The organism is Citrobacter freundii complex sp. 2024EL-00216, assembly GCF_043945515.1.
Taxonomy (GTDB): Bacteria; Pseudomonadota; Gammaproteobacteria; order Enterobacterales; family Enterobacteriaceae; genus Citrobacter; species Citrobacter portucalensis.
In genome coordinates this window covers 1-18,096 of record NZ_JBIMRA010000019.1, presented here as the reverse complement: position 1 = coordinate 18,096, position 18,096 = coordinate 1, and the positions used below count along the sequence as shown (strand labels likewise).

The window sequence follows — 18,096 nt, the reverse complement described above, 5'->3', positions numbered from 1 at the left end:
TAGCGAAACACATTCAGAAACGTAACGAAAAACAGACGAACCCACAGGGAGAGAACAATGACCGAGACAGTAAAAACTAAGCTCTACGAATCTTTACCGCAGCCGAATGAAGACAAACCGATTACCATCGACACTTTTTCTTACTGGTCGATACCTGTCGCCCGTATCAAGCGCTTTAATGGTGTACAAAACAGCCCTGAGATCATGGCTGTCTACAGTCATCTGCTTGGGTGGAAGAAGACGACAGGGGAGATCCGTCCTCCCCAACAGTACATTGCGGATTGCTGTTGCATGGGCCTTTCAACCGTTCAGAAGAAGGTCAAACTTTTGGTGAAAATGGGGTGGATTACTGCAACCTTATTCCGCAAACCTGGAAGCAAAGAAATTTCTTACACTGACTATACCGTAAAAGATCCTGACGTCATTTTGACTGAACTTAATGCGGGAAAATCACAGCAAGGTGAGGCTGTTGTTACCATCGCAAAAAATCAGAAAGTTAAAAGCGGTAAGAATGAACAAAAGCCTGATGTGTTGGAGTCTGGCGTGGTGAAACCTGCTGCACCTGTAGCTGAACAGCGATCTGGATTTTCAAAATCTGAACCTGTGTCTGATTATTCAGAGGAAGATTTCTCAATGGAATCAATTCCTTTTTGATGATGGAGGATTGAATTGTGTGAGCAAGTAGCTGGTGACAGCCAGACAGATCACGGCTTTCAAACCGTGAAAAGCGATAAACTAAAGCGTCTTTTCAAAAATCGACGCAGGGATGAATCGATCCTTAAAACCGCAAAGACTCTTCTTGTGCACGGCATGACTTCTGGCAGAGTTGCCCTAATCCTCAGACTCGATCCTGATTTTGTTGCTGAATTAGCTAAGACCTGGAATCCACGTTTCCGAAGAGTGAAACATACCAGCCAGCACGTAACCGGGGTCACTGTACGTCAGTATTTCGAATCCAGCGCGATGCTCGAAAACATCTGCGCTGATCTGCAATTGCCGCTGTTTACAGTTGTGCGCTACCTGTCTAATGAAGGTATCCCACTCGCTGAGATTATGGCTCGTTTCCCGGAGGAAGCTGATCCGTTGGTTATTGAGTACAGAAAAACTCTCAGCCGTCACGCACACCGCAAGCAGAAAGCGCCCCGCCTGCACTGACACCACACCAGTGGGTTAACGGTTGCCGTTAATCGCTCTGCGATGCATTAGGCCGCTATCTTGAATACTTATCGCTGATCCCCGTGTTGGCAATGGTCGCCCATTGTCTGTTGTCCGGGATTGGCTTGTTCCATAATTTGCTTTGGAGATACCACCAATGACACTGGACAGCATTAAAAATGCTCTGTTTGCAGCGATGCACGGTATGACACCGGAAGAGTACACCCTACAGAAGGCGCGGGAAAACCTCGCAAGCGTCACCTCTGGATTTCTGAGGAAACATCCCGAATATCTTCGAGGGCGATTTGCCGAAGGCAAACCCGCTAACGGGTTGGAATGCCTCAAAGCTCCTACAGACTCATCAGTTAATAAAACGACTGATAAAAAAAGCAACAAAACAAAAATTATCAAGATGTTGGGTGCTGATGCTGGAGTTTTCAAACCTCATGATATCGATCCTGATGCGCTCGAAAGAGCAAAGGTCGCTTGTCGAAGACTGGTCGCTGATGATCGGGAACGTTATGGGCATATTATCAAACCGCAGGGGGTTTAATGGCACAAAGTGTTTTGACCAAGCGTCAAACCTCCAAAGGAGGCAAGAATGGCTAACATTATAGTGACGAAAACCATCAACATGGTGGAATGGTCCGTAGATAAAACATCCTACGGTAAGGCACTCAAGGCCATTAAGAGCCTGAAAGCAGCCCAGGAGAAGCCCGCTAAAGCGCTGGAGGCGGCGAAGAAACGCACTGCCCAGAGTGAAGGCAAGGCTGCTTTAGCAGCGGCTAAAGCCCATACAACAAGAATAAAGCAGCAACAGCGTCTGGTTGCAGAGCAACAAAAACAGGCACAAGTGCAGGCAAAAATTGTCAATCAGGAACTGGCCCACAATAAAAAAATGGCGGCATTGTCTGCGAAGAATGCAGCACAGGCGCTGACTCAGGATGAGGCCCGTGCACGTCAGGACCTCCGTCTGAGCCGTATCAGTGAGAGGATTCGGGCAGCAGCAGCCAGTCGTGCGGTAATGTACAACCCCAATATGGGAGGCACAGCACCAGAGCCGGGATTAGCAACAGCACAGACAGCAGCCATGAACCGGGGCCATAAACGGATCTCCGAGGATATTGTAGCCGCGAAACGCCTTATTGCTGTTGAAGAGAAACGCGAAGCGGCATTAAAGCGGGAGGTCGTTTATTACAATGCTCTTCGCAAATCGGCCTTAACCCTGGCTAATGTAAACGGGGCTGATATAGCAACACGGTATAAGGCGATCAGTGCTGCAAAAGAAGCTCTAAAAGCCCAGAAAGAAGAGCGCTACACGGTAGAAGAGACCCGCTTCGAAATGGCCCGTATAACCTCAGAATTACGCAAGCAGGCTCGACTGCAACAGCGTATCACCCGTGAACAGAAAGCCGCAGGTGTTCGTGCTGGTCGTGTTCGTACTGAGAGGCTGACAGGGCGCGGTATTGGTGGTGGGATTGTTGCCGGAGGTGCAATAGGTGGAGCAACACTGATCGGCAGCATGGGGGTTGCCCGTGTTGGTCAGACGCTTCAGGGAAGCCTTGAGCGCTCTCGTGATAGTAAAAAACTAGAGCAATATGGTCTGGGGCAATTAGAGTTCGCAGCTATCCAGGATTTAGCTATGAGCAGGGCGGGTTATTCGCTAAGCGCTGATAAACTGGCTGATCTGAACAAGGATACGACAGAAAAAGCCGGAGAATTGCTGAATACTGGTTCTTTCAAACGCAACAAGAAGACTGGCGAAGTAACTTTCTCTGGCGGTGGTGAATTTGCCGATATCATTAATAACGTGCTGAAATCCGCTAACGGGAACCAGAAGGTAGCCCAGAAAGTGATTGGCGAGATTCAGACCATGAACTTTCCTGAATTCATACTGTACCTGAAACAGTTGCAGAAGACTTTCAAATGGACTGATAACGCGGTTCGTCACCTGGCCGAAGCCGTGAATGATGGTTCCGTTTTCCTCGGGGTGTTTGATGATGAAGGGTGGGGGGTTATTGACCGCATGCGGCAACTGGCCTCTGAGGGCTGGACCCTGTCTGATGCACAGCAGGCCAACCTGGATAAGCTGGCGGCATTAGGTGCTGAGTACAACCGAGTGCAAACCAGCCTCGCTGACCACTTCAGCGCCTCATTCGTTGAGGGGCTGGGACAATATGCTACCAACACGGACACCCTACGACAGAGCATGACGGGCCTTATCCCTATCGCTGACCATCTTGGGCAGTCGTTAGGTGAGTTGACCACCAATATCTTAGCCTGGGCCAGCAGCATTGGTGCTGAGTTACGCAAAGGGGCTACGTTACCGGATGCTGTTTACAACACCACAGTAGACGAGGGAGGCAATGCAGCCGCCGAGTGGGTAAAAGATAATCTGGGTTTCGACCCTCGCACCATAGGCCAGACCCTTAAGCAGATTTACCCGTGGCTTGACAGCTCTTCGCCTAACAATATTGGCACAGGTACTGCCTGGGACGGGTTAGCGTTGAATGTTCCTGGTCTGAACTATCAGGGCCAGCAACCGCAACCATTGCTTAAACCAACATTCTCAATCCCCACAATTGCGGATACTGCAACACGAGGACCGATCCCTGTCAGTGTTACAGGGACAGCAGACCTCAGCCTGCATCAGGATGTTGACATTAATATCAATGACGGGGCTGTGAAAGGTCTTATTGATGCAAAAATCCGAGAGAATGAAGTCTACAATACGAACCTTATTCTCGGGGTCCCTCAGTAACGTTATCAGATTTAACGGTAACCATCTGATTTTCCGTCAATATCGCCAAGTCTTTGTTGCAAAAGTAAATTGTTCATGATAAAATAGTTTATAAGGGAAATTACTGCTGACAATTGTTTTCCCTCTCCTTGTTATATCAAAGTGGCTGAGTTCACCACGCGGCCCTTTTCTAAATACAGCCAATAATCCGCAACCTCTGGTCACTATGTGATGAATCCATGATTCACCGCCGGATGATCGACTCTCACGGGAAGGTTTTAGCCAGCCGCTGGTTGTATTCAGAAAAGCAAGAAGTATCAGCATCCAGATTTCTCCGATCCCGGATCGGGGTTTGCCAAAGTCCCGTCCTCCTCGTCGGGCTGTCACGTTGGACACTAAACAACATCAGGTGGCAGTGTTTTTGGGTCTCCTTGCCCATCTTTGGAGCGTTGCCACCTCCTCATTCCTGCCCGCAATTAGCGGGTGCTAAAACCCTATTCGAAAGGCTGGCCCTGTCGCCGTTTACGGCTCAAGCAGGCGCTGGCCTTTTGTTTACATAGCTATGTGAAATTTAACGGGAGTTAATTATATGAAAATGGGAACAACAGAACGTTCTTACAATTCGGTGATCGCGTATGCAGTCGATCCAAACTTTGACCGCAAGACAATTACAGTTGATTTGGCAGTAGAAGTTCAGCCGGGTAGCTGCATTACCAGTGCTGGGGCTGCATATGTCTCTGGGGATGATTGCCTGCTGGTTCTGATCCACCACAGGGCGGCAGATGATGCTCATGTCATCGTTGCTGATCGTGGTGTGTACATCAAACAGGACACCATCATTGCTGTTATGGGTGCGACTGCTGGCGCGAATGCTGTTGCAGCACTGACCAAAACGGGCGCAATCCGTACCAGCGCACCGGACGCAGAATAATAAGGAGAAAAACAAATGGGATTATCAACCAATTTCAGTTTTGCTGATTACACCAACACTTTTGTAAACGTGGAAGCAAAGAATACACTGCTCTCAACGCTTAACGTTTTCAGTGACCGACAGACTTCCATGAGTCCAAAGGTGAGCCTTGATATCATTGATGAAGTTGCCCAGAAGGTGGCAAGTTCTGTCAATCGTTATGGTTCCGAGTGGTCAGCTATTCCCAAGCGTAGTGCCAGCAATCACCTGATTGAAGCGCCGCTTTATGCTTATCAGGACCGTATTACTGCTGCTGACGTGCAACCTTACCGAAAACCAGGTTCAAACCTGCAAATGTCTGTGATGGACGCTGTGACAGCCTCTGCTCTCGCAATGCATGATAAGTACATGCGTACCAAGGAAAAGATTTTCGCTGACGCACTTTTCCGAAATACTGTTGAAGCAACTTACACCCAGCAACCGATTATTTCGTGGGAAGATGAATTTGGTTACCAACAGGCGACCGGAACTATCAAAACCAACGTTAGCTCTGGTGACCCGCTTCGCAGCCTGGATGACGCTGTGACCGCTGCTAAAGTGCGGATGGGTGGTCTGGCTGGTCAGCTTGATGGTTTTATTCTGTTCGCTGGTAGCAACGTTTTTCGTGGCATCAAATATCACCCTGATATCCGTCAGAATGTTCAGTTTGGTGTGCTTGATCGCGATGTGCTGTTTAACAAAGAAGTGCTTCCGGCATTCTCAACATTCATCATCGAGAATGTTCGCGTAGTGGAAGTCACTGATCAGGCACTTTATGGAATTGGCCCGGATGAATCCTTCCTGGTTCCGCGCTTCAGCAAGCCGCTATCTTCTGAAATCGCATTACCTTTCGGTTATGTAGCAACAGCAACCAGCCGAAATCTTGATCTGGCCTTTGCTGATCCGGTTGATTTCCGTATCTGGAGTGTGCAGGACAAGTTTAAGAACGTTGAGCTATTCGCGGAAAGCTCAATTTTGCCTGTGGTGTACCGTCCAGACTTTGTGACCAAACTGACGAACGACGCAGTGTAAGACAGCGGATTTTGGGGCTGACCATTCTGCCCCACCGTGAAAAATAGCCCAACAGGGGCGAGGCAAAGAAGAGGAGATACACGGATACCCGTTACCGGGTTTGCCTGTGGCAAATCTCCAAAGGAGATACATATGAAATTAGCTTTGATCGGCGCTGGCAATCTGCCGCTGATGCAGTGGATTTTAGACGGTACGAATGATGACGCAATCATCAACATGTCAGCGCTGGCGCGTCGGCTTGGGTGTAGCAGGTCAAGCCTGTTGGATCGGATTGCAAACTACGGATTCGACAGCGCTACCCGGTACTATCTCAACGAGAAACAAAAGAAAATGATTAACTAACCGGGCGGCTTCCGTCCGGTTTTTTTTGTAGATAATATCGACGCTAATCCAAAATCTCGCCCTTAATAGCAAAGATCTAAAGCAGAATGATAACTATGTGACTGATATCACGAAATGATCGTGAGATGCGCACGAATAATATAATTATTTGAAATGAAAGAAGCCTAATATTATGAATAGAAAGCATGTAACCAAGTGACAGTGATTCAATGTTAAGGGGGATATGCTGATGAACGAACCGAATCTAAATGCGCTGAGCAATTTTGATTTTCTGGCGAGGAGCTTTGCACGTATGTACTCAGAGGGCTTCCCAATAGACATCAAAGCTATAACTGGCAACATGTCGGGAGAACAGAAAGCATGGTTTTGTTTACAATATGAACGATATTGCAAGCAGGCTGTCGCTGCGAGGAAAAAAGAACGACATTGACGTTTACCAGAGATTTCTATTTATTAAGCCGGATGGAGAAACCACCCGGCTTTTTATGATTGTGGCTTAGATTCAGCGTTTTCCTAAATTTCGTGTTGTCAGTGACAATCTTCACATTGTTTACATTACGTAACTGACTAGCTCCACGTACTCCGATAGCTCTTTCATCCCCGCGCTCTTGCTGTACGTCCTGAAACTCTCCGTTTTCCCCCTCTCATGGCCCACAATCAAAGCGATCCTATCCTCTGGTACACCTTCCCGATCAAGCTGGCTGATGAACATTCCTCGCAGACTATGAAACACCTTCCGCTCTGTACCTTTCTCACCTAATGCCTTACGTTTAGCCCGTGTAAATCGCTGCGTGTGCCACGTTGAACGCTTGCCGTCTGCCCGTTCCGTAATGCTGGCATGGTAGAATAAAAAGCCGTTGTGATTGTGCTGGATAAGCTGTTTGACGAGAGCGACTAGCTTGCTATGAATTGGAACCAACCGCGCCGCATTGCGTGTCTTTCCCTCCGTTATTTCGAAGCACCAAACCCCCTCGACGGTTTTGATATTGCTGATTCGCAATGAACAAATTTCGTTCAGCCTTAAACCTGTAAACATCGCGACGGTTGCAACTGCTTTCATTTCATCATCCAGCAGCGCGAGCACCTTAGCCAGTTCATCACCAGTAAACGGCTCGTAGCTTTCCCGATCATGGCGCACGTCCAGTTTGTGGCCCGTGAATACATTGGCTTTAGGTGCATCGTGATAGCGGTTTTGGGCTTGTGCCACCAGTTGGGACAGGCAACCAAGATAATTAGCCAGTGTTTGGCTGGCTTTCTCCTGCTTGGCGCTGTCTAACCAATCGGTGACCATAGTCCTGTTGATTTCCTGCAACTGAAAATCCTTACGCCGAAAGTGAGCCGTGAAGACTTCCACCGCCTTAATGTACTTGCTCAGGGTAGACAGCTTGCGCCTGTCACTGTGTTGGACAATAAATTCATCCCGCAGTTGGACAAGGGAGGGACACATACGAGCCGTGGCGAAGTCTATCCCATCATTCTGGCTTACATGTTGGTTGATAGAACGCAGTTCCACCAGGACGCGATCAACACTGTTACGTTGTGGTTTGGGCTTGAGCATGTCTCTGATGGCAAAAAATTCGTGCATGACTTTGTCACGGATGATCCGGGCTTCCCTGATATCTGCCGTGCCAGTTGTACGCATGAATGCTGTTCGATTCCCAAAAAGGAAGCGCATATAAGGTGGAATGGTGACCTTGACGGAGTACACCGAAGAGTTTTCTTTAACAAGATACGCATTAGGCTTGTATTTCATCTTTCCCCCGATCTAATATTCAGGGGCAACTGTGATCAGTTGTGTTAGTTTTGCCTTTCAGGAGCAGCGCATTCGGTTCGAAGAATCAATGGCTTGTGAAACACGTCATTGGAATCGAAGGTCGTAGGTTCGACTCCTATTATCGGCACCATCCCTTAGTATTTCCAAGTCATCTCAAATCAACAAAACCCTTTAAAAACATAGATATTACGCGATTTTTTGTCATTTGACGTCAACCCCTATCTCTTGAAATCAACATACAATTGGGGGCACAATCGGGGGCATGTTCTGTTCGGTCTAGGAAATGTGCCCCCAATGATGCTGAATGCCCGCAAGGTTGAAGCCGCTAAAGGAAAAGAGAAGAGCTATAAGCTATCTGATGGAGGTGGCCTGTACCTTCAGGTTGAACCTAATGGCTCGCGTTACTGGCGTATGAAGTACCGTTTTGCTGGTAAAGAGAAGCGCTTGTCCTTTGGTGTCTACCCAACAGTCACCCTCGCAGATGCCAGACAAAAACGCGAAGACGCAAAGAAACTACTCGCAGCAGGTGAAGATCCTGGCGAAGTGAAAAAAGCAAAGAAGAAGGCTTTAAACGCAGCGATCGAGACACTTAACCCATTCAGAGAAGTGGCGTTAGAGTGGCACAAAATGAAATCTCCCAAATGGTCTGAGGGCTATGCTTCAGACATCATTGAGGCGTTTGAGAAAGACGTTTTCCCGCATATTGGACACAGACCTATAGCCGATATTCAGCCCCTAGAACTACTTGAAGTACTGAGGTTGATAGAAGCACGAGGCGCTATGGAGAAAGCGAAGAAAGTCCGTCAGCGATGCGGTGAAGTTTTCCGCTATGCCATCGTAACGGGTAGAGCAATCTACAATCCTGCACCGGATCTTGCCAGTGCGATGCAAGGACATGAAGCAGTCCACTATCCATTCCTCAAAGCCAACGAGCTGCCGGAGTTCTTTACTGCCCTTAACGCTTATTCAGGAAGCCCAATTGTATTGCTGGGGGCACATTTACTTATCCTGACGGGTCTAAGAACAGGAGAGCTAAGAGCAGGTGAGTGGCGTGAGGTGGATTTTGATAATGCGGTGTGGGAGATTCCCAAAGAACGTATGAAAATGCGACGTGCTCATATTGTGCCGCTTTCAAATCAAGCATTAGTCCATCTTGAAACCTTAAAAGAACTGACTGGAGACTATCCTTTGATGTTTCCTGGGCGTAACGATCCAAGTAAGTGCATGAGTGAGGCCAGCATTAATCAGGTCTTTAAGCGTATTGGATATGCTGGCCGTGTAACTGGCCATGGCTTCAGACACACAATGAGCACTATTTTGCATGAAAAAGGCTTCAATAGTGCATGGATTGAAACCCAGCTTGCACATTTGGATAAAAATGCTATTCGGGGGATATACAATCATGCTCAGTATCTTGAGGGGCGTCGGGAAATGATGCAATGGTACAGTGATTTTATTGGTGGAACGGAGTCTTGAGTAATGGCAAATAATACTCTCAAGCTTCATCGAACTCATTATAGCATTAGTGAGACCGCTAAAATATTGGGCTGCGATGAGCAAGATGTTATTTATATTGCGGATGAAAAAGACATTCCATTGTCGCTAAGAATGTGTGGGCGATGGTCTTTTTCAAAGCATAAAGTAAGAGATGTGGACTCTTTTATTCAGAATATAAACTCTTTGAAAAAAGACAAAGATGGTTTTAGTTATATATCTGAGTTTAGTTTGATTAAGATTAATGAAGTTAAAAAAGATAAAAAACTAGTGCTGGCGAGTACAAAAGGCTATTTCCAAATGCCACCAAAAGTTAAAAGTGATTTCGTTTTTTATGAGGGGCAGTTCCCGGAGTATCCATCATTGTTATCTCCAGCTGGTACCACCTATTCTGAAATGGTCAAATTTATTCAAATTGACTGGAAAAATGATGATGGGTTTGGATATGAGGGAGATGCGTATCTGGAGCGGGAAGATGTAAAGAAATTGCATCTAATATTAAATGATGATGTTTCTAATGATAAGTATAAATCGTTATCAATTGCACAGCAAGAAAGACATGCTACCAAGAGAAATGAGATTCTAAGTGTAGCATTATATCTTTACAAAGAGGATATGGCATACCGAAAGGAAAATGCAGCAGCCCTTGCTGACCTTATCTTTAGTCGGGCTGAGGAATTTTGGCCTGATAAAAAAGAGCCTCCGCTATCACACCCAATTATTAGCAAACTAATATCATCTATATTCAAGAAACCATCATTTACAAAAAATTAACAATTTTGGCGAGTAAGGATATTTTTCTTACTCGCCTTTTTTATATTTTTGAACGATGTTTTAATCCTCTTCATTGATATAGATTGATACATAGAGAGGAACTCATTATGGGGTTTACTGATAATCGTCCTTCTGCTGACTCGCTCATTGATATGAAATTCATTACATCTGATTGTCTTTTTACTGATAAATGGATTTATAAACTGATTTCTCTGGGACGTTTTCCTAAACCAATCAAGTTAGGTCGTATGTCCCGATGGCGTGCTGGTGACTACTATGCTTGGCGTGATAGTCATTCTTCAGAGTAAAAACATTAATATTAGAAGCATTTATGAGGTGTTTATATGAATTACCGTCTACAACCGGTGGGGAGTCAATACATATCCCTTCCAATTAAGAATGAATATGTTTCCGTATTAGGAAACTATAAAGTAAGTCCGTTTAAAGAAACTCATAGCGACACTGCATGTATTGTGCGAATTATTGAAATATTTTCATTGAATAAGCTGCGCGCTAAAGGTGAAAAGCTGTATTCACTTACGGGGTTAACAGTACCTGATACGGAAGCTGTGGCGAATGAGATCAACCTGCTCCTAAGCCGTTATGCCCAGTTGTGTCGTCAGGAAGAGGAAGAGTTATCTTTCCGGCAGCGTGAAGTGACAAATGCGGAAGTTGCATGGAAAAGCACATTCTCAAAAAACGTCGTCAGTAGCATTGCTGAAGCCAAAACGAATAAAACGGGGCATGCTGAACGAGCGGATGCTGAACGGTGTTACCATCTGGCTGTTTCCCGGCTGAATGAGCAACATAACCGACTGAGCACAATCAAGCTTTTACCGGGCATACTGGCCGATGAAGTTAACTACATAGGTAAGGGAGTTGAGAAGCGTTTACTGAGCATATTTCCTCAATCCGGCCAGATCCCTGCTGATTTTATTTCTGTGTTTAATGACGGTGACGTTGTTCGTGATATTAAATTTATTACAGATGCACTCAAATCCTTGTCTGATTCTGTTAATGAAATTATTAGCCGTTGTAGCGTTCCAACTGATCGTTATGTATTAAATAACGGTGGAATGGCAAGAACTATGGCTTACAGGGAGTACTATCGAGCAGATAATCATGTATTACGTTCAGTCGTAAGTGATCGGGATTACGTTGAGCATGTAATGAAACACAATCGGGTTATTGAGTACAAAAATAAAATCTTTTCTTAAATACTATTAAAGGTGAAAAACTATGTATGCCTTCAAAACTGAAAGGCCGGACGCAGCACGTCGTTATCATAATAAATTCGTCACTGGCACTAACTATCAGGAGGAATCAAACAGACGCTTTGCATTAAGCGAAACCACTGAAAATATACTGCGTACCTCAATTCTGGAATCCGGGTGGCTTATTAAAAATATCACCCTACGTGATGTTAACGCCGTGTCAGGTAATGCCGTCAATATTGGTGCCAGTGAACTGCATACCAGACGTGTGGATGGTGGCCGTTTCCACAAAAAAATGGCAATCAATGGTACGGAGTTCTTTCTGACAGAGACGGATACCTGCGCCCGGATCAGCTATTCCGATATGTCTCATATTTACCATACCGGTGTGCCGGATGAGTTTGAGAAAACGGTTGAGAGCTTTTTTGCTCAGGCATATGCGCTGGACATGCTGCGGGTCGGTTTCAATGGTGTGTCGATTGCAAATACTACAAACCCGGAAATCAATAAAAAAGGCGAGGATGTCAATATTGGCTGGCATGCACTGGCGAAAGCCTACGGAAACGGGAAGCAAATCATCTCTGAGCCTGTCACTCTGGGAGAGACTGGCACCTGGAAAAATATTGATTCTCTGGCCAACCATCTGATTACTGAGCTTATTGCTGAGCAGTTTCGTGAAGATCCCCTTCTGGTTGTACTGGTTGGGGCAGAGCTGGCAGCACATCAACGCCTGAAGTTATTTAATGCCGCAGACCGCCCGGCTGATGTGAATGCTGCACAGATGGCTACAAGTTCTGTTGCTGGCCGCTTTGCGTTTATTCCCCCGTTTATGCCGGGTAAGCGTCTGGCAGTAACGACGCTGGATAATCTGCATATTTACACCCAGGCGATAACACGCTGGTTTCGTGCTGAGTTTGATGATGAAAACAGTGAATACGTACATTCCTACCTGCGCAATGAAGGCTATGCACTCGGTGAACCAGAACTGTACGCGGCTGTCGATGAGAGCGCTCTGACGTTTGCGGATTGACTTAGCGACAGAAAGACCCGCTCAGAGGCGGGTCTCGTTTACAGCATCAGGAAAAAATGAAGAACTATTTTTAAGCAGAGGCTTAAGCATGCCAGCGTTAATTAATCCAGGCAATGATCAGTTTTCGGTTATAAATTTCTTGCCTCACCAGGAATGCACGGGATATAGTTTAAAGGTTGCCGCAAAATCGGCAGCCGGGCGTAGGAACCCGTGTTATCTGAAGGCGATACTACACGCGCCAGGCGTGTTTTTTTGTGTCGCAGCTTTGACTCACCTAAAATTTATGGTGTGGTGGCTGATTGTATTTTTTTATTTTTTACGCCACATCATCAGTATTATGGTAGTCCAGGCGGGGCAGCTTTCGGGCTGGCCGGTATCCTTCAGAGCCGGTATTCCTACCCCCGTCTGGGCTACCACCCATGAGCGTAGGAACTCCGGTGGTAGCGTTACCCGCTATCTGAAGGAGGTTGCCATTATGGCTACAGTCCCTGCTTTATCTCACCCTGAATTTACCTTTGTCTTTCTGGCTGTTCGCCGTACAGACCGTGATGCCCGTCCACGTCCTGTGCGTGTAATCGCAGACTGCGAGCATGCTGCACGCCTTAAACTTGCCACTGAATTTATCCTGAGCTTTGCTGCCCGTATCCCTGTGAAAAGTGCCGGGGAGGTGGTTGCATGAAATCCATGAATTTTAAGCAAGGCTGCATATTGAGCGAACTGGGTGAGAGTCGTCTGTTACGGGCGGCACTGGCCAGTGAGTTTCTTGCAGAGGTCCTGTCCGTTCCCACAGTTAATGGAGCGAGAACGGTTTCAGCGGAAGGCGCTGCGGCTTTAGTGGCCTGTATTGCCGAACAACTGGATGGCGTTGTTAAGGAAACCAGCACAATTAAGGGAGAGATGCGCGATGAATAATAATCAAAATTTAAAGGCGCATGCTTTACGAACAGCAGTCTTACGGTACTACATTGCTGATGCATTCATTTCCTTAATGGCGCGTGTTCATAATGAACCTGTTTATATTGAAGATGGCGAACGAATAGAACTCACCCACGAAAAAGTGGTGAGCAATATTATTTATCATATTGAAATGCCGTGGGTGAATGAGTTTGGGGCTGATGCTGGTTGCATACTGGCCGCAGAGAAACTGGAAAAAATGCTTAAACCAGGCTTTATGTCAGAAAATATTCGCCTGTCAGTTTTTGGTGTCACAGAGATGCGTGAAGTTTACCGGGATATTATTTTCGGTGCACCTGATGGCGAACTACCCGAAGGTTTTGAATTTGTGAAGCCGGAAGGTCAGGAGGTGCTGCTGTGAAAACACAGTCTGTATCCACGATTTCCGGGGCTGCGATTGGGCGCTGGCCTTATATCCTGTCAGCATTAGGTATCAAAGTACCGTCCGCAGGACATCATGGGGCTTGCCCTGCCTGTGGTGGCAAAGATCGCTTTCGGCTGGACGATAAAGCGGGGCGTGGGACGTGGTTTTGTAATCAGTGCGGTCATGGCGATGGTCTTGATCTGGTTCGTCTGGTGACAGGAAGAAAGATAAAAGAAGCCGCCGGGATGGTATCTGAGGCGCTTGCATTACCAGAAATACAGGAGAAGCCCGCTTTGCCAGCCAGGAAAAAGGCCGCAGGAAAAGAAGCGGGTGCGGAGCGATATACCAGACTCAGACAGCAGTCCTGCAATGGTGAGCCGGTCTATCTGACAAACAAGGGCTTACACGGGTATTCACTTCCCTTGCTGTCACAGCCTTTGAATCTGGCCGGAATAACATTTTCCTCCGGTTCATTACTGCTGCCGTTGACGGATATCTCCGGGAATATTACCGGTGGTCAGCTTATCAATCCTGACGGGGATAAAAGTCTGCTGCCAGGTAGCCACCTGTCTGGCGCATTCATTGCCCTGACCGATATACCCGCTGAAACACCTGAACAGGTGATTATCACTGAGGGTTTTGCCACGGCGCTCACCGTCAGTCTGCTGACTGAAGGATGGATCGTGGCGGCTGTAGCTGCCACCAATTTACTGAAGGTGACGGAGCAGATCCGAAAACGCTGGCCGGAAACCCGGATCATTCTGGCCGGAGATAATGATCTGGCTGACGGGAAAGAAAACACCGGGCGTATTCAGGCAGAGAAAGCCGCCAAAGCGGTGGATGGCTGGGTAACGCTCCCTCCGGTACGCCATAAGGCTGACTGGGATGATTATCGGCAGGAAGTGGGGAAAGAACGGGCGAGAGATGCCTTTCGTGAAGAAATGACGCTGCATGGCAAAGGGCAGACCCGTTTACCAGAAGGGTTCCGGCTGACAAAAGAATATTTGTGGTACGACAAGCTGGTTAATAAGTCTGATGGTGATACGGAGATACGTAATATCAAAATTTCCAGTCCGTTGCGGGTGACGGCAATCACCAGTGATGCTGATGGGAGTAATTACGGGCGTTTGCTGGAATGGGAAGATACCAACGGAAACAGCCGTAAATGGGCAATGCCGATGGAGATGCTGGGGGGCAGCGGGGAAGAGCTGCGCCGCGTTCTGCTGGTTAACGGGCTTTCTTACATCAACATTAACGGCATGGCCAGAGCATTCCTGATGGAATATATCTCGCTGTGTAAACCGGACAGAAAAGTAACCTGTGTGAATAAAACGGGCTGGCACGGCGGGGTTTACGTTCTCCAGGATGAAGTGATAGGGCGCGAGGCCCAGTCAGTCATCTTACAAACATCGAGCGTGCAGGGGCGTGATTTTCGTGTCAGCGGCACATCAGAGGACTGGCGTGAAAATATAGGTCGTTACTGCATAAATAATGCCCGTCTTGCCTTTGCGGTGAGTCTGGCATTTGCTGCCCCCCTTCTGAAACTGGTTGGTATCGGCGGTGGAGGTTATCACCTCAAAGGGGAATCAACAGACGGTAAAACCACGACGATGAAAGTGGCTGCATCGGTATGTGGTGGAACAGATTTCTGGCATACGTGGCGGGCGACGGGGAATGCATTAGAAGGGACGGCGAGCCGCCGCAATGATGCCACGCTGATGCTGGATGAAATCCGGGAGGTTGACGGCAGGGAGGCGGGGAATATCGCTTATATGCTGGCTAACGGGCAGGGCAAAGCCAGAGCCAGAACAGATGGTTCGGTAAGGGAAACCAACCGCTGGAATCTGTTGTTTCTGTCCACAGGGGAACTGTCACTGGTGGAACATGCGGCAAGCGCCGGGGAACGTACGTATGCCGGGGTTGAGGTCAGAATGATCCAGATCCCAAGTGATTCGGGCAAATATGGCGTGTTTGAAGAACTTCATGGCTTCAGTAGCGGGAAAACCCTGGCGGAGCATCTTGAGCAGCACGTAGCGCATTATCATGGTGCACCATTCCGCGACTGGCTGCATTGCCTGACCGCTGATCTGCCGGAACTGACCAGCCAGGCGAAAGCCTTATTGAAAGAGTACACCCGAAGGCTGACGCCGGAAAATGCCGGGAATCAGGTTGGCCGGGCTGTTACCCGTTTTGCTCTGGTTGCGATGGCCGGGGAGCTGGCCACAAAAGCGGGCATCACAGGATGGCCGGAGGGAGAGGCCTTTCGTGCCGCTCAAAGTTGCCTAGCTGCATGGATGGCTGACCGGGGCCATACAGCTAATCAGGAAGATAAAGCGGCACTTGAACAGGTACGGGACTTCATGACGCGTAATCAGTTCAGTCGGTTTGCTGACTGGAATGACGACAGGAACCGGCCTGTTTCAATGATGGGATTCAGAAAAGTCGATAAAGGAGACAACCTGACAGAGCCGGTTGTGACGTTCTACGTTCTTCCGTCAGGCTGGAAGGAGATCTGTAAGGGATTTGATTCGCGTAAGGTGGCCAGGTTGTGTGTGGACGCGGGCTGGTTGAAACCCGGTGAAGATGGCCGGACGCAAAACAGCATTCGCCTGCCAGAAATAGGGCTTAAACGTGTGTACCAGTTCAATACACAGGTACTGGGAAGCGCCGAACCTGAGTAATTATCGCGTGAGTCTTATTTTTATGAGGTAACACAGGTAACAGAGGTAACACCCGCTACTGATACGGCTCTTCAGTGTTACCAGTCAAAAATACTGACTGGTAACAGAGGTAACAAAAAATGGTGTGTTACCACGCGTTACCTCTTGATTTTGCTAACTGGTAACAGATTAAACCCTTTTAAATCAATAATGTTACACGTGTTACCTGTGTTACACGTTCAGAACAAGAGGTAGGGTTCCAAATCCCTTCCTCTGGCGGGCAACAGTATAGGGCACAGAACGATGAAGATGATGAGAATGTACTGCCCCACATGTCAGGCAGTAGCGCGGATAGGTAAAACAAACAGGAAACACCCACAACTGTACGATGTGTATTGCTATTGCTCTAATGTGGAGTGCGGTCACTCGTTTGTGATGAATGTTGCTTTCTCCCATTCCGTTAGTCCAAGCGCGCTGAACGGGCAGGGGAGGGTTAAAGAGCTAATTGATGCCATTCCACCCGAGGAGCGGGAAAAGGCTTTAAAGTTGCTGCTGGCTGCGCAAAAAAATGGGTAAAGTATGCGTCGGGAATGGCCGATCCGTTCCCGAAACCTGAACACAGGATTTCAGTTAATAAGGATATAAAGTTATTATTTTTCATATGGTTATGTTTTTCGTGTTTCACGAGCCTTCATAAAATCACACACCTAAAATAAATTATCCATTTAATATCATAGTGTTGCGTATTCAGACCACAGACACGACGGATAGTAAAACTGAAAAAAGCTGAATTTTTTTTCATTCTTTTCAGTTCCTGTCTCGCAGAGCATCCCCAGAACGGGCGCGGGCTGGCGATATCGTTTGTAAAAAATCACAACTGAAAAATTTTAGTGATATGAAAACCGCAGGCGGGTGCGGTGTAGTGCGATTTTGGTAATAACGAAATTTTAATTGATGATATGATTTTTAACTTATTTATTGGCGAGAATAATATGATTTCTTGTAGTAAGTGAGACTATCAATACCAATCGTCTTTCTCCGATACATGCTTGCCACATTGAACTTTACTTGAGATGATGAGTGAAGATCATAATCGTTCAATATAAAAACTTTCAGTTTTTGCTATGCTCCACTTCATTGATTTGTAACTGATTCTTTTTAGCATTATGATTTTTTGGAAAAATCACTCGGATTTTAGGAGTCTTTATGCGCTTTTCGGAATATTTCAAACTGAATCGTTCTCAGGCTTATTTGGATTTTGTTGATATACCTCTAGATACTGATATACCAGTATTTCTAGATCCCGGTGCTATTAAATCGCTGGATTCGAATTGGGGACAAGAGCTGACATCTCATCTGCAAAGTTTTTTTGAGAAGGTATTGAAACTAATCAAGGATGGCAAAAATACTGAAGCCCAAAATTTATTAGCCTCGTTGAATGAACGAAATGAATTCCATTTAGGATACTCGTCCGAAAGATCTCGTGGCCGGTGATGCTGCCAACTTACTGATTTAGTGTATGATGGTGTTTTTGAGGTGCTCCAGTGGCTTCTGTTTCTATCAGCTGTCCCTCCTGTTCAGCTACTGACGGGGTGGTGCGTAACGGCAAAAGCA

21 protein-coding genes are annotated in these 18,096 nt (G+C 47.0%); 20 read left to right on the top strand and 1 reads right to left on the bottom strand.

Features of this window, described 5'->3' with window-relative positions; genetic code table 11:
- Positions 1-57 precede the first annotated feature (57 nt).
- The 8 genes from ACHHZ7_RS19785 to ACHHZ7_RS19750 all read left to right on the top strand — a co-directional run bounded on the left by ACHHZ7_RS19785 (position 58) and on the right by ACHHZ7_RS19750 (position 6,648).
- Positions 58-654 (top strand): hypothetical protein, encoded by a 597-nt coding sequence (locus tag ACHHZ7_RS19785; RefSeq protein ID WP_199986155.1) that lies wholly within the window; start codon positions 58-60, stop codon positions 652-654.
- 15 nt (positions 655-669) lie between these two features.
- Entirely contained in the window at positions 670-1,155 is a 486-nt protein-coding gene (locus ACHHZ7_RS19780; RefSeq protein ID WP_220708677.1) for a hypothetical protein, read from the top strand.
- A 157-nt stretch (positions 1,156-1,312) separates the two neighbouring features.
- Positions 1,313-1,708, top strand: a complete 396-nt coding sequence (locus ACHHZ7_RS19775; RefSeq protein ID WP_220708676.1) for a hypothetical protein — start codon at positions 1,313-1,315, stop codon at positions 1,706-1,708.
- 48 nt (positions 1,709-1,756) lie between these two features.
- The gene (locus ACHHZ7_RS19770; protein ID WP_220708675.1) at positions 1,757-3,916 is read left to right on the top strand and encodes a chemotaxis protein; all 2,160 of its coding nucleotides are present in this window, start codon (positions 1,757-1,759) and stop codon (positions 3,914-3,916) included.
- A 568-nt stretch (positions 3,917-4,484) separates the two neighbouring features.
- The gene (locus tag ACHHZ7_RS19765) at positions 4,485-4,826 is read left to right on the top strand and encodes a hypothetical protein (RefSeq protein WP_008321041.1); all 342 of its coding nucleotides are present in this window, start codon (positions 4,485-4,487) and stop codon (positions 4,824-4,826) included.
- A gap of 15 nt (positions 4,827-4,841) precedes the next feature.
- Positions 4,842-5,876, top strand: a complete 1,035-nt coding sequence (locus tag ACHHZ7_RS19760) for a major capsid protein (RefSeq protein ID WP_008321040.1) — start codon at positions 4,842-4,844, stop codon at positions 5,874-5,876.
- A 132-nt stretch (positions 5,877-6,008) separates the two neighbouring features.
- Complete coding sequence (locus ACHHZ7_RS19755; RefSeq protein ID WP_008321037.1) at positions 6,009-6,218, top strand: hypothetical protein; 210 nt, start codon at positions 6,009-6,011, stop codon at positions 6,216-6,218.
- Between the two features lie 223 nt (positions 6,219-6,441).
- Positions 6,442-6,648, top strand: coding sequence for a glycogen synthesis protein GlgS (locus ACHHZ7_RS19750; protein WP_231865294.1), 207 nt, complete (start codon positions 6,442-6,444; stop codon positions 6,646-6,648).
- Positions 6,649-6,768: 120 nt separating this feature from the next.
- On the opposite strand, the gene ACHHZ7_RS19745 is transcribed toward ACHHZ7_RS19750, so the two are convergent.
- Positions 6,769-7,971: a site-specific integrase gene (locus ACHHZ7_RS19745; RefSeq protein WP_008321033.1), complete on the bottom strand. Its 1,203-nt coding sequence runs from the start codon at positions 7,969-7,971 to the stop codon at positions 6,769-6,771.
- 315 nt (positions 7,972-8,286) lie between these two features.
- Between ACHHZ7_RS19745 and ACHHZ7_RS19740 the strand changes: the two genes are divergently transcribed.
- The 12 genes from ACHHZ7_RS19740 to ACHHZ7_RS19685 all read left to right on the top strand — a co-directional run.
- On the top strand, positions 8,287-9,468 hold the full coding sequence (locus ACHHZ7_RS19740) for an integrase arm-type DNA-binding domain-containing protein (protein WP_060682702.1): 1,182 nt from the start codon (positions 8,287-8,289) through the stop codon (positions 9,466-9,468).
- A gap of 3 nt (positions 9,469-9,471) precedes the next feature.
- Entirely contained in the window at positions 9,472-10,260 is a 789-nt protein-coding gene (locus tag ACHHZ7_RS19735) for a hypothetical protein (RefSeq protein WP_060682701.1), read from the top strand.
- A 107-nt stretch (positions 10,261-10,367) separates the two neighbouring features.
- Positions 10,368-10,568 carry an AlpA family transcriptional regulator gene (locus tag ACHHZ7_RS19730; protein WP_000507057.1) on the top strand — a complete coding sequence of 67 codons (201 nt, stop codon included), beginning with the start codon at positions 10,368-10,370 and terminating at the stop codon, positions 10,566-10,568.
- Positions 10,569-10,604: 36 nt separating this feature from the next.
- Positions 10,605-11,477 (top strand): hypothetical protein, encoded by an 873-nt coding sequence (locus ACHHZ7_RS19725; protein WP_395149164.1) that lies wholly within the window; start codon positions 10,605-10,607, stop codon positions 11,475-11,477.
- 22 nt (positions 11,478-11,499) lie between these two features.
- On the top strand, positions 11,500-12,504 hold the full coding sequence (locus ACHHZ7_RS19720) for a P2 family phage major capsid protein (RefSeq protein ID WP_395149163.1): 1,005 nt from the start codon (positions 11,500-11,502) through the stop codon (positions 12,502-12,504).
- A gap of 88 nt (positions 12,505-12,592) precedes the next feature.
- Positions 12,593-13,183 carry a host cell division inhibitor Icd-like protein gene (locus ACHHZ7_RS19715; RefSeq protein WP_001111087.1) on the top strand — a complete coding sequence of 197 codons (591 nt, stop codon included), beginning with the start codon at positions 12,593-12,595 and terminating at the stop codon, positions 13,181-13,183.
- Positions 13,180-13,416 (top strand): hypothetical protein, encoded by a 237-nt coding sequence (locus tag ACHHZ7_RS19710; protein WP_000839712.1) that lies wholly within the window; start codon positions 13,180-13,182, stop codon positions 13,414-13,416. The genes ACHHZ7_RS19715 and ACHHZ7_RS19710 overlap by 4 nt, the downstream gene beginning before the upstream one ends.
- Positions 13,409-13,819, top strand: a complete 411-nt coding sequence (locus ACHHZ7_RS19705; protein ID WP_001063902.1) for a hypothetical protein — start codon at positions 13,409-13,411, stop codon at positions 13,817-13,819. The genes ACHHZ7_RS19710 and ACHHZ7_RS19705 overlap by 8 nt, the downstream gene beginning before the upstream one ends.
- Positions 13,816-16,503: a DUF927 domain-containing protein gene (locus ACHHZ7_RS19700; protein ID WP_060682698.1), complete on the top strand. Its 2,688-nt coding sequence runs from the start codon at positions 13,816-13,818 to the stop codon at positions 16,501-16,503. The genes ACHHZ7_RS19705 and ACHHZ7_RS19700 overlap by 4 nt, the downstream gene beginning before the upstream one ends.
- Positions 16,504-16,785: 282 nt before the next feature.
- Positions 16,786-17,058 (top strand): ogr/Delta-like zinc finger family protein, encoded by a 273-nt coding sequence (locus ACHHZ7_RS19695; RefSeq protein WP_000783295.1) that lies wholly within the window; start codon positions 16,786-16,788, stop codon positions 17,056-17,058.
- 630 nt (positions 17,059-17,688) lie between these two features.
- Positions 17,689-17,976: a hypothetical protein gene (locus tag ACHHZ7_RS19690; RefSeq protein WP_225623052.1), complete on the top strand. Its 288-nt coding sequence runs from the start codon at positions 17,689-17,691 to the stop codon at positions 17,974-17,976.
- Between the two features lie 50 nt (positions 17,977-18,026).
- Positions 18,027-18,096 (top strand): IS1 family transposase (locus ACHHZ7_RS19685; RefSeq protein ID WP_001680836.1); only part of this gene is annotated, 70 nt, incomplete at its 3' end.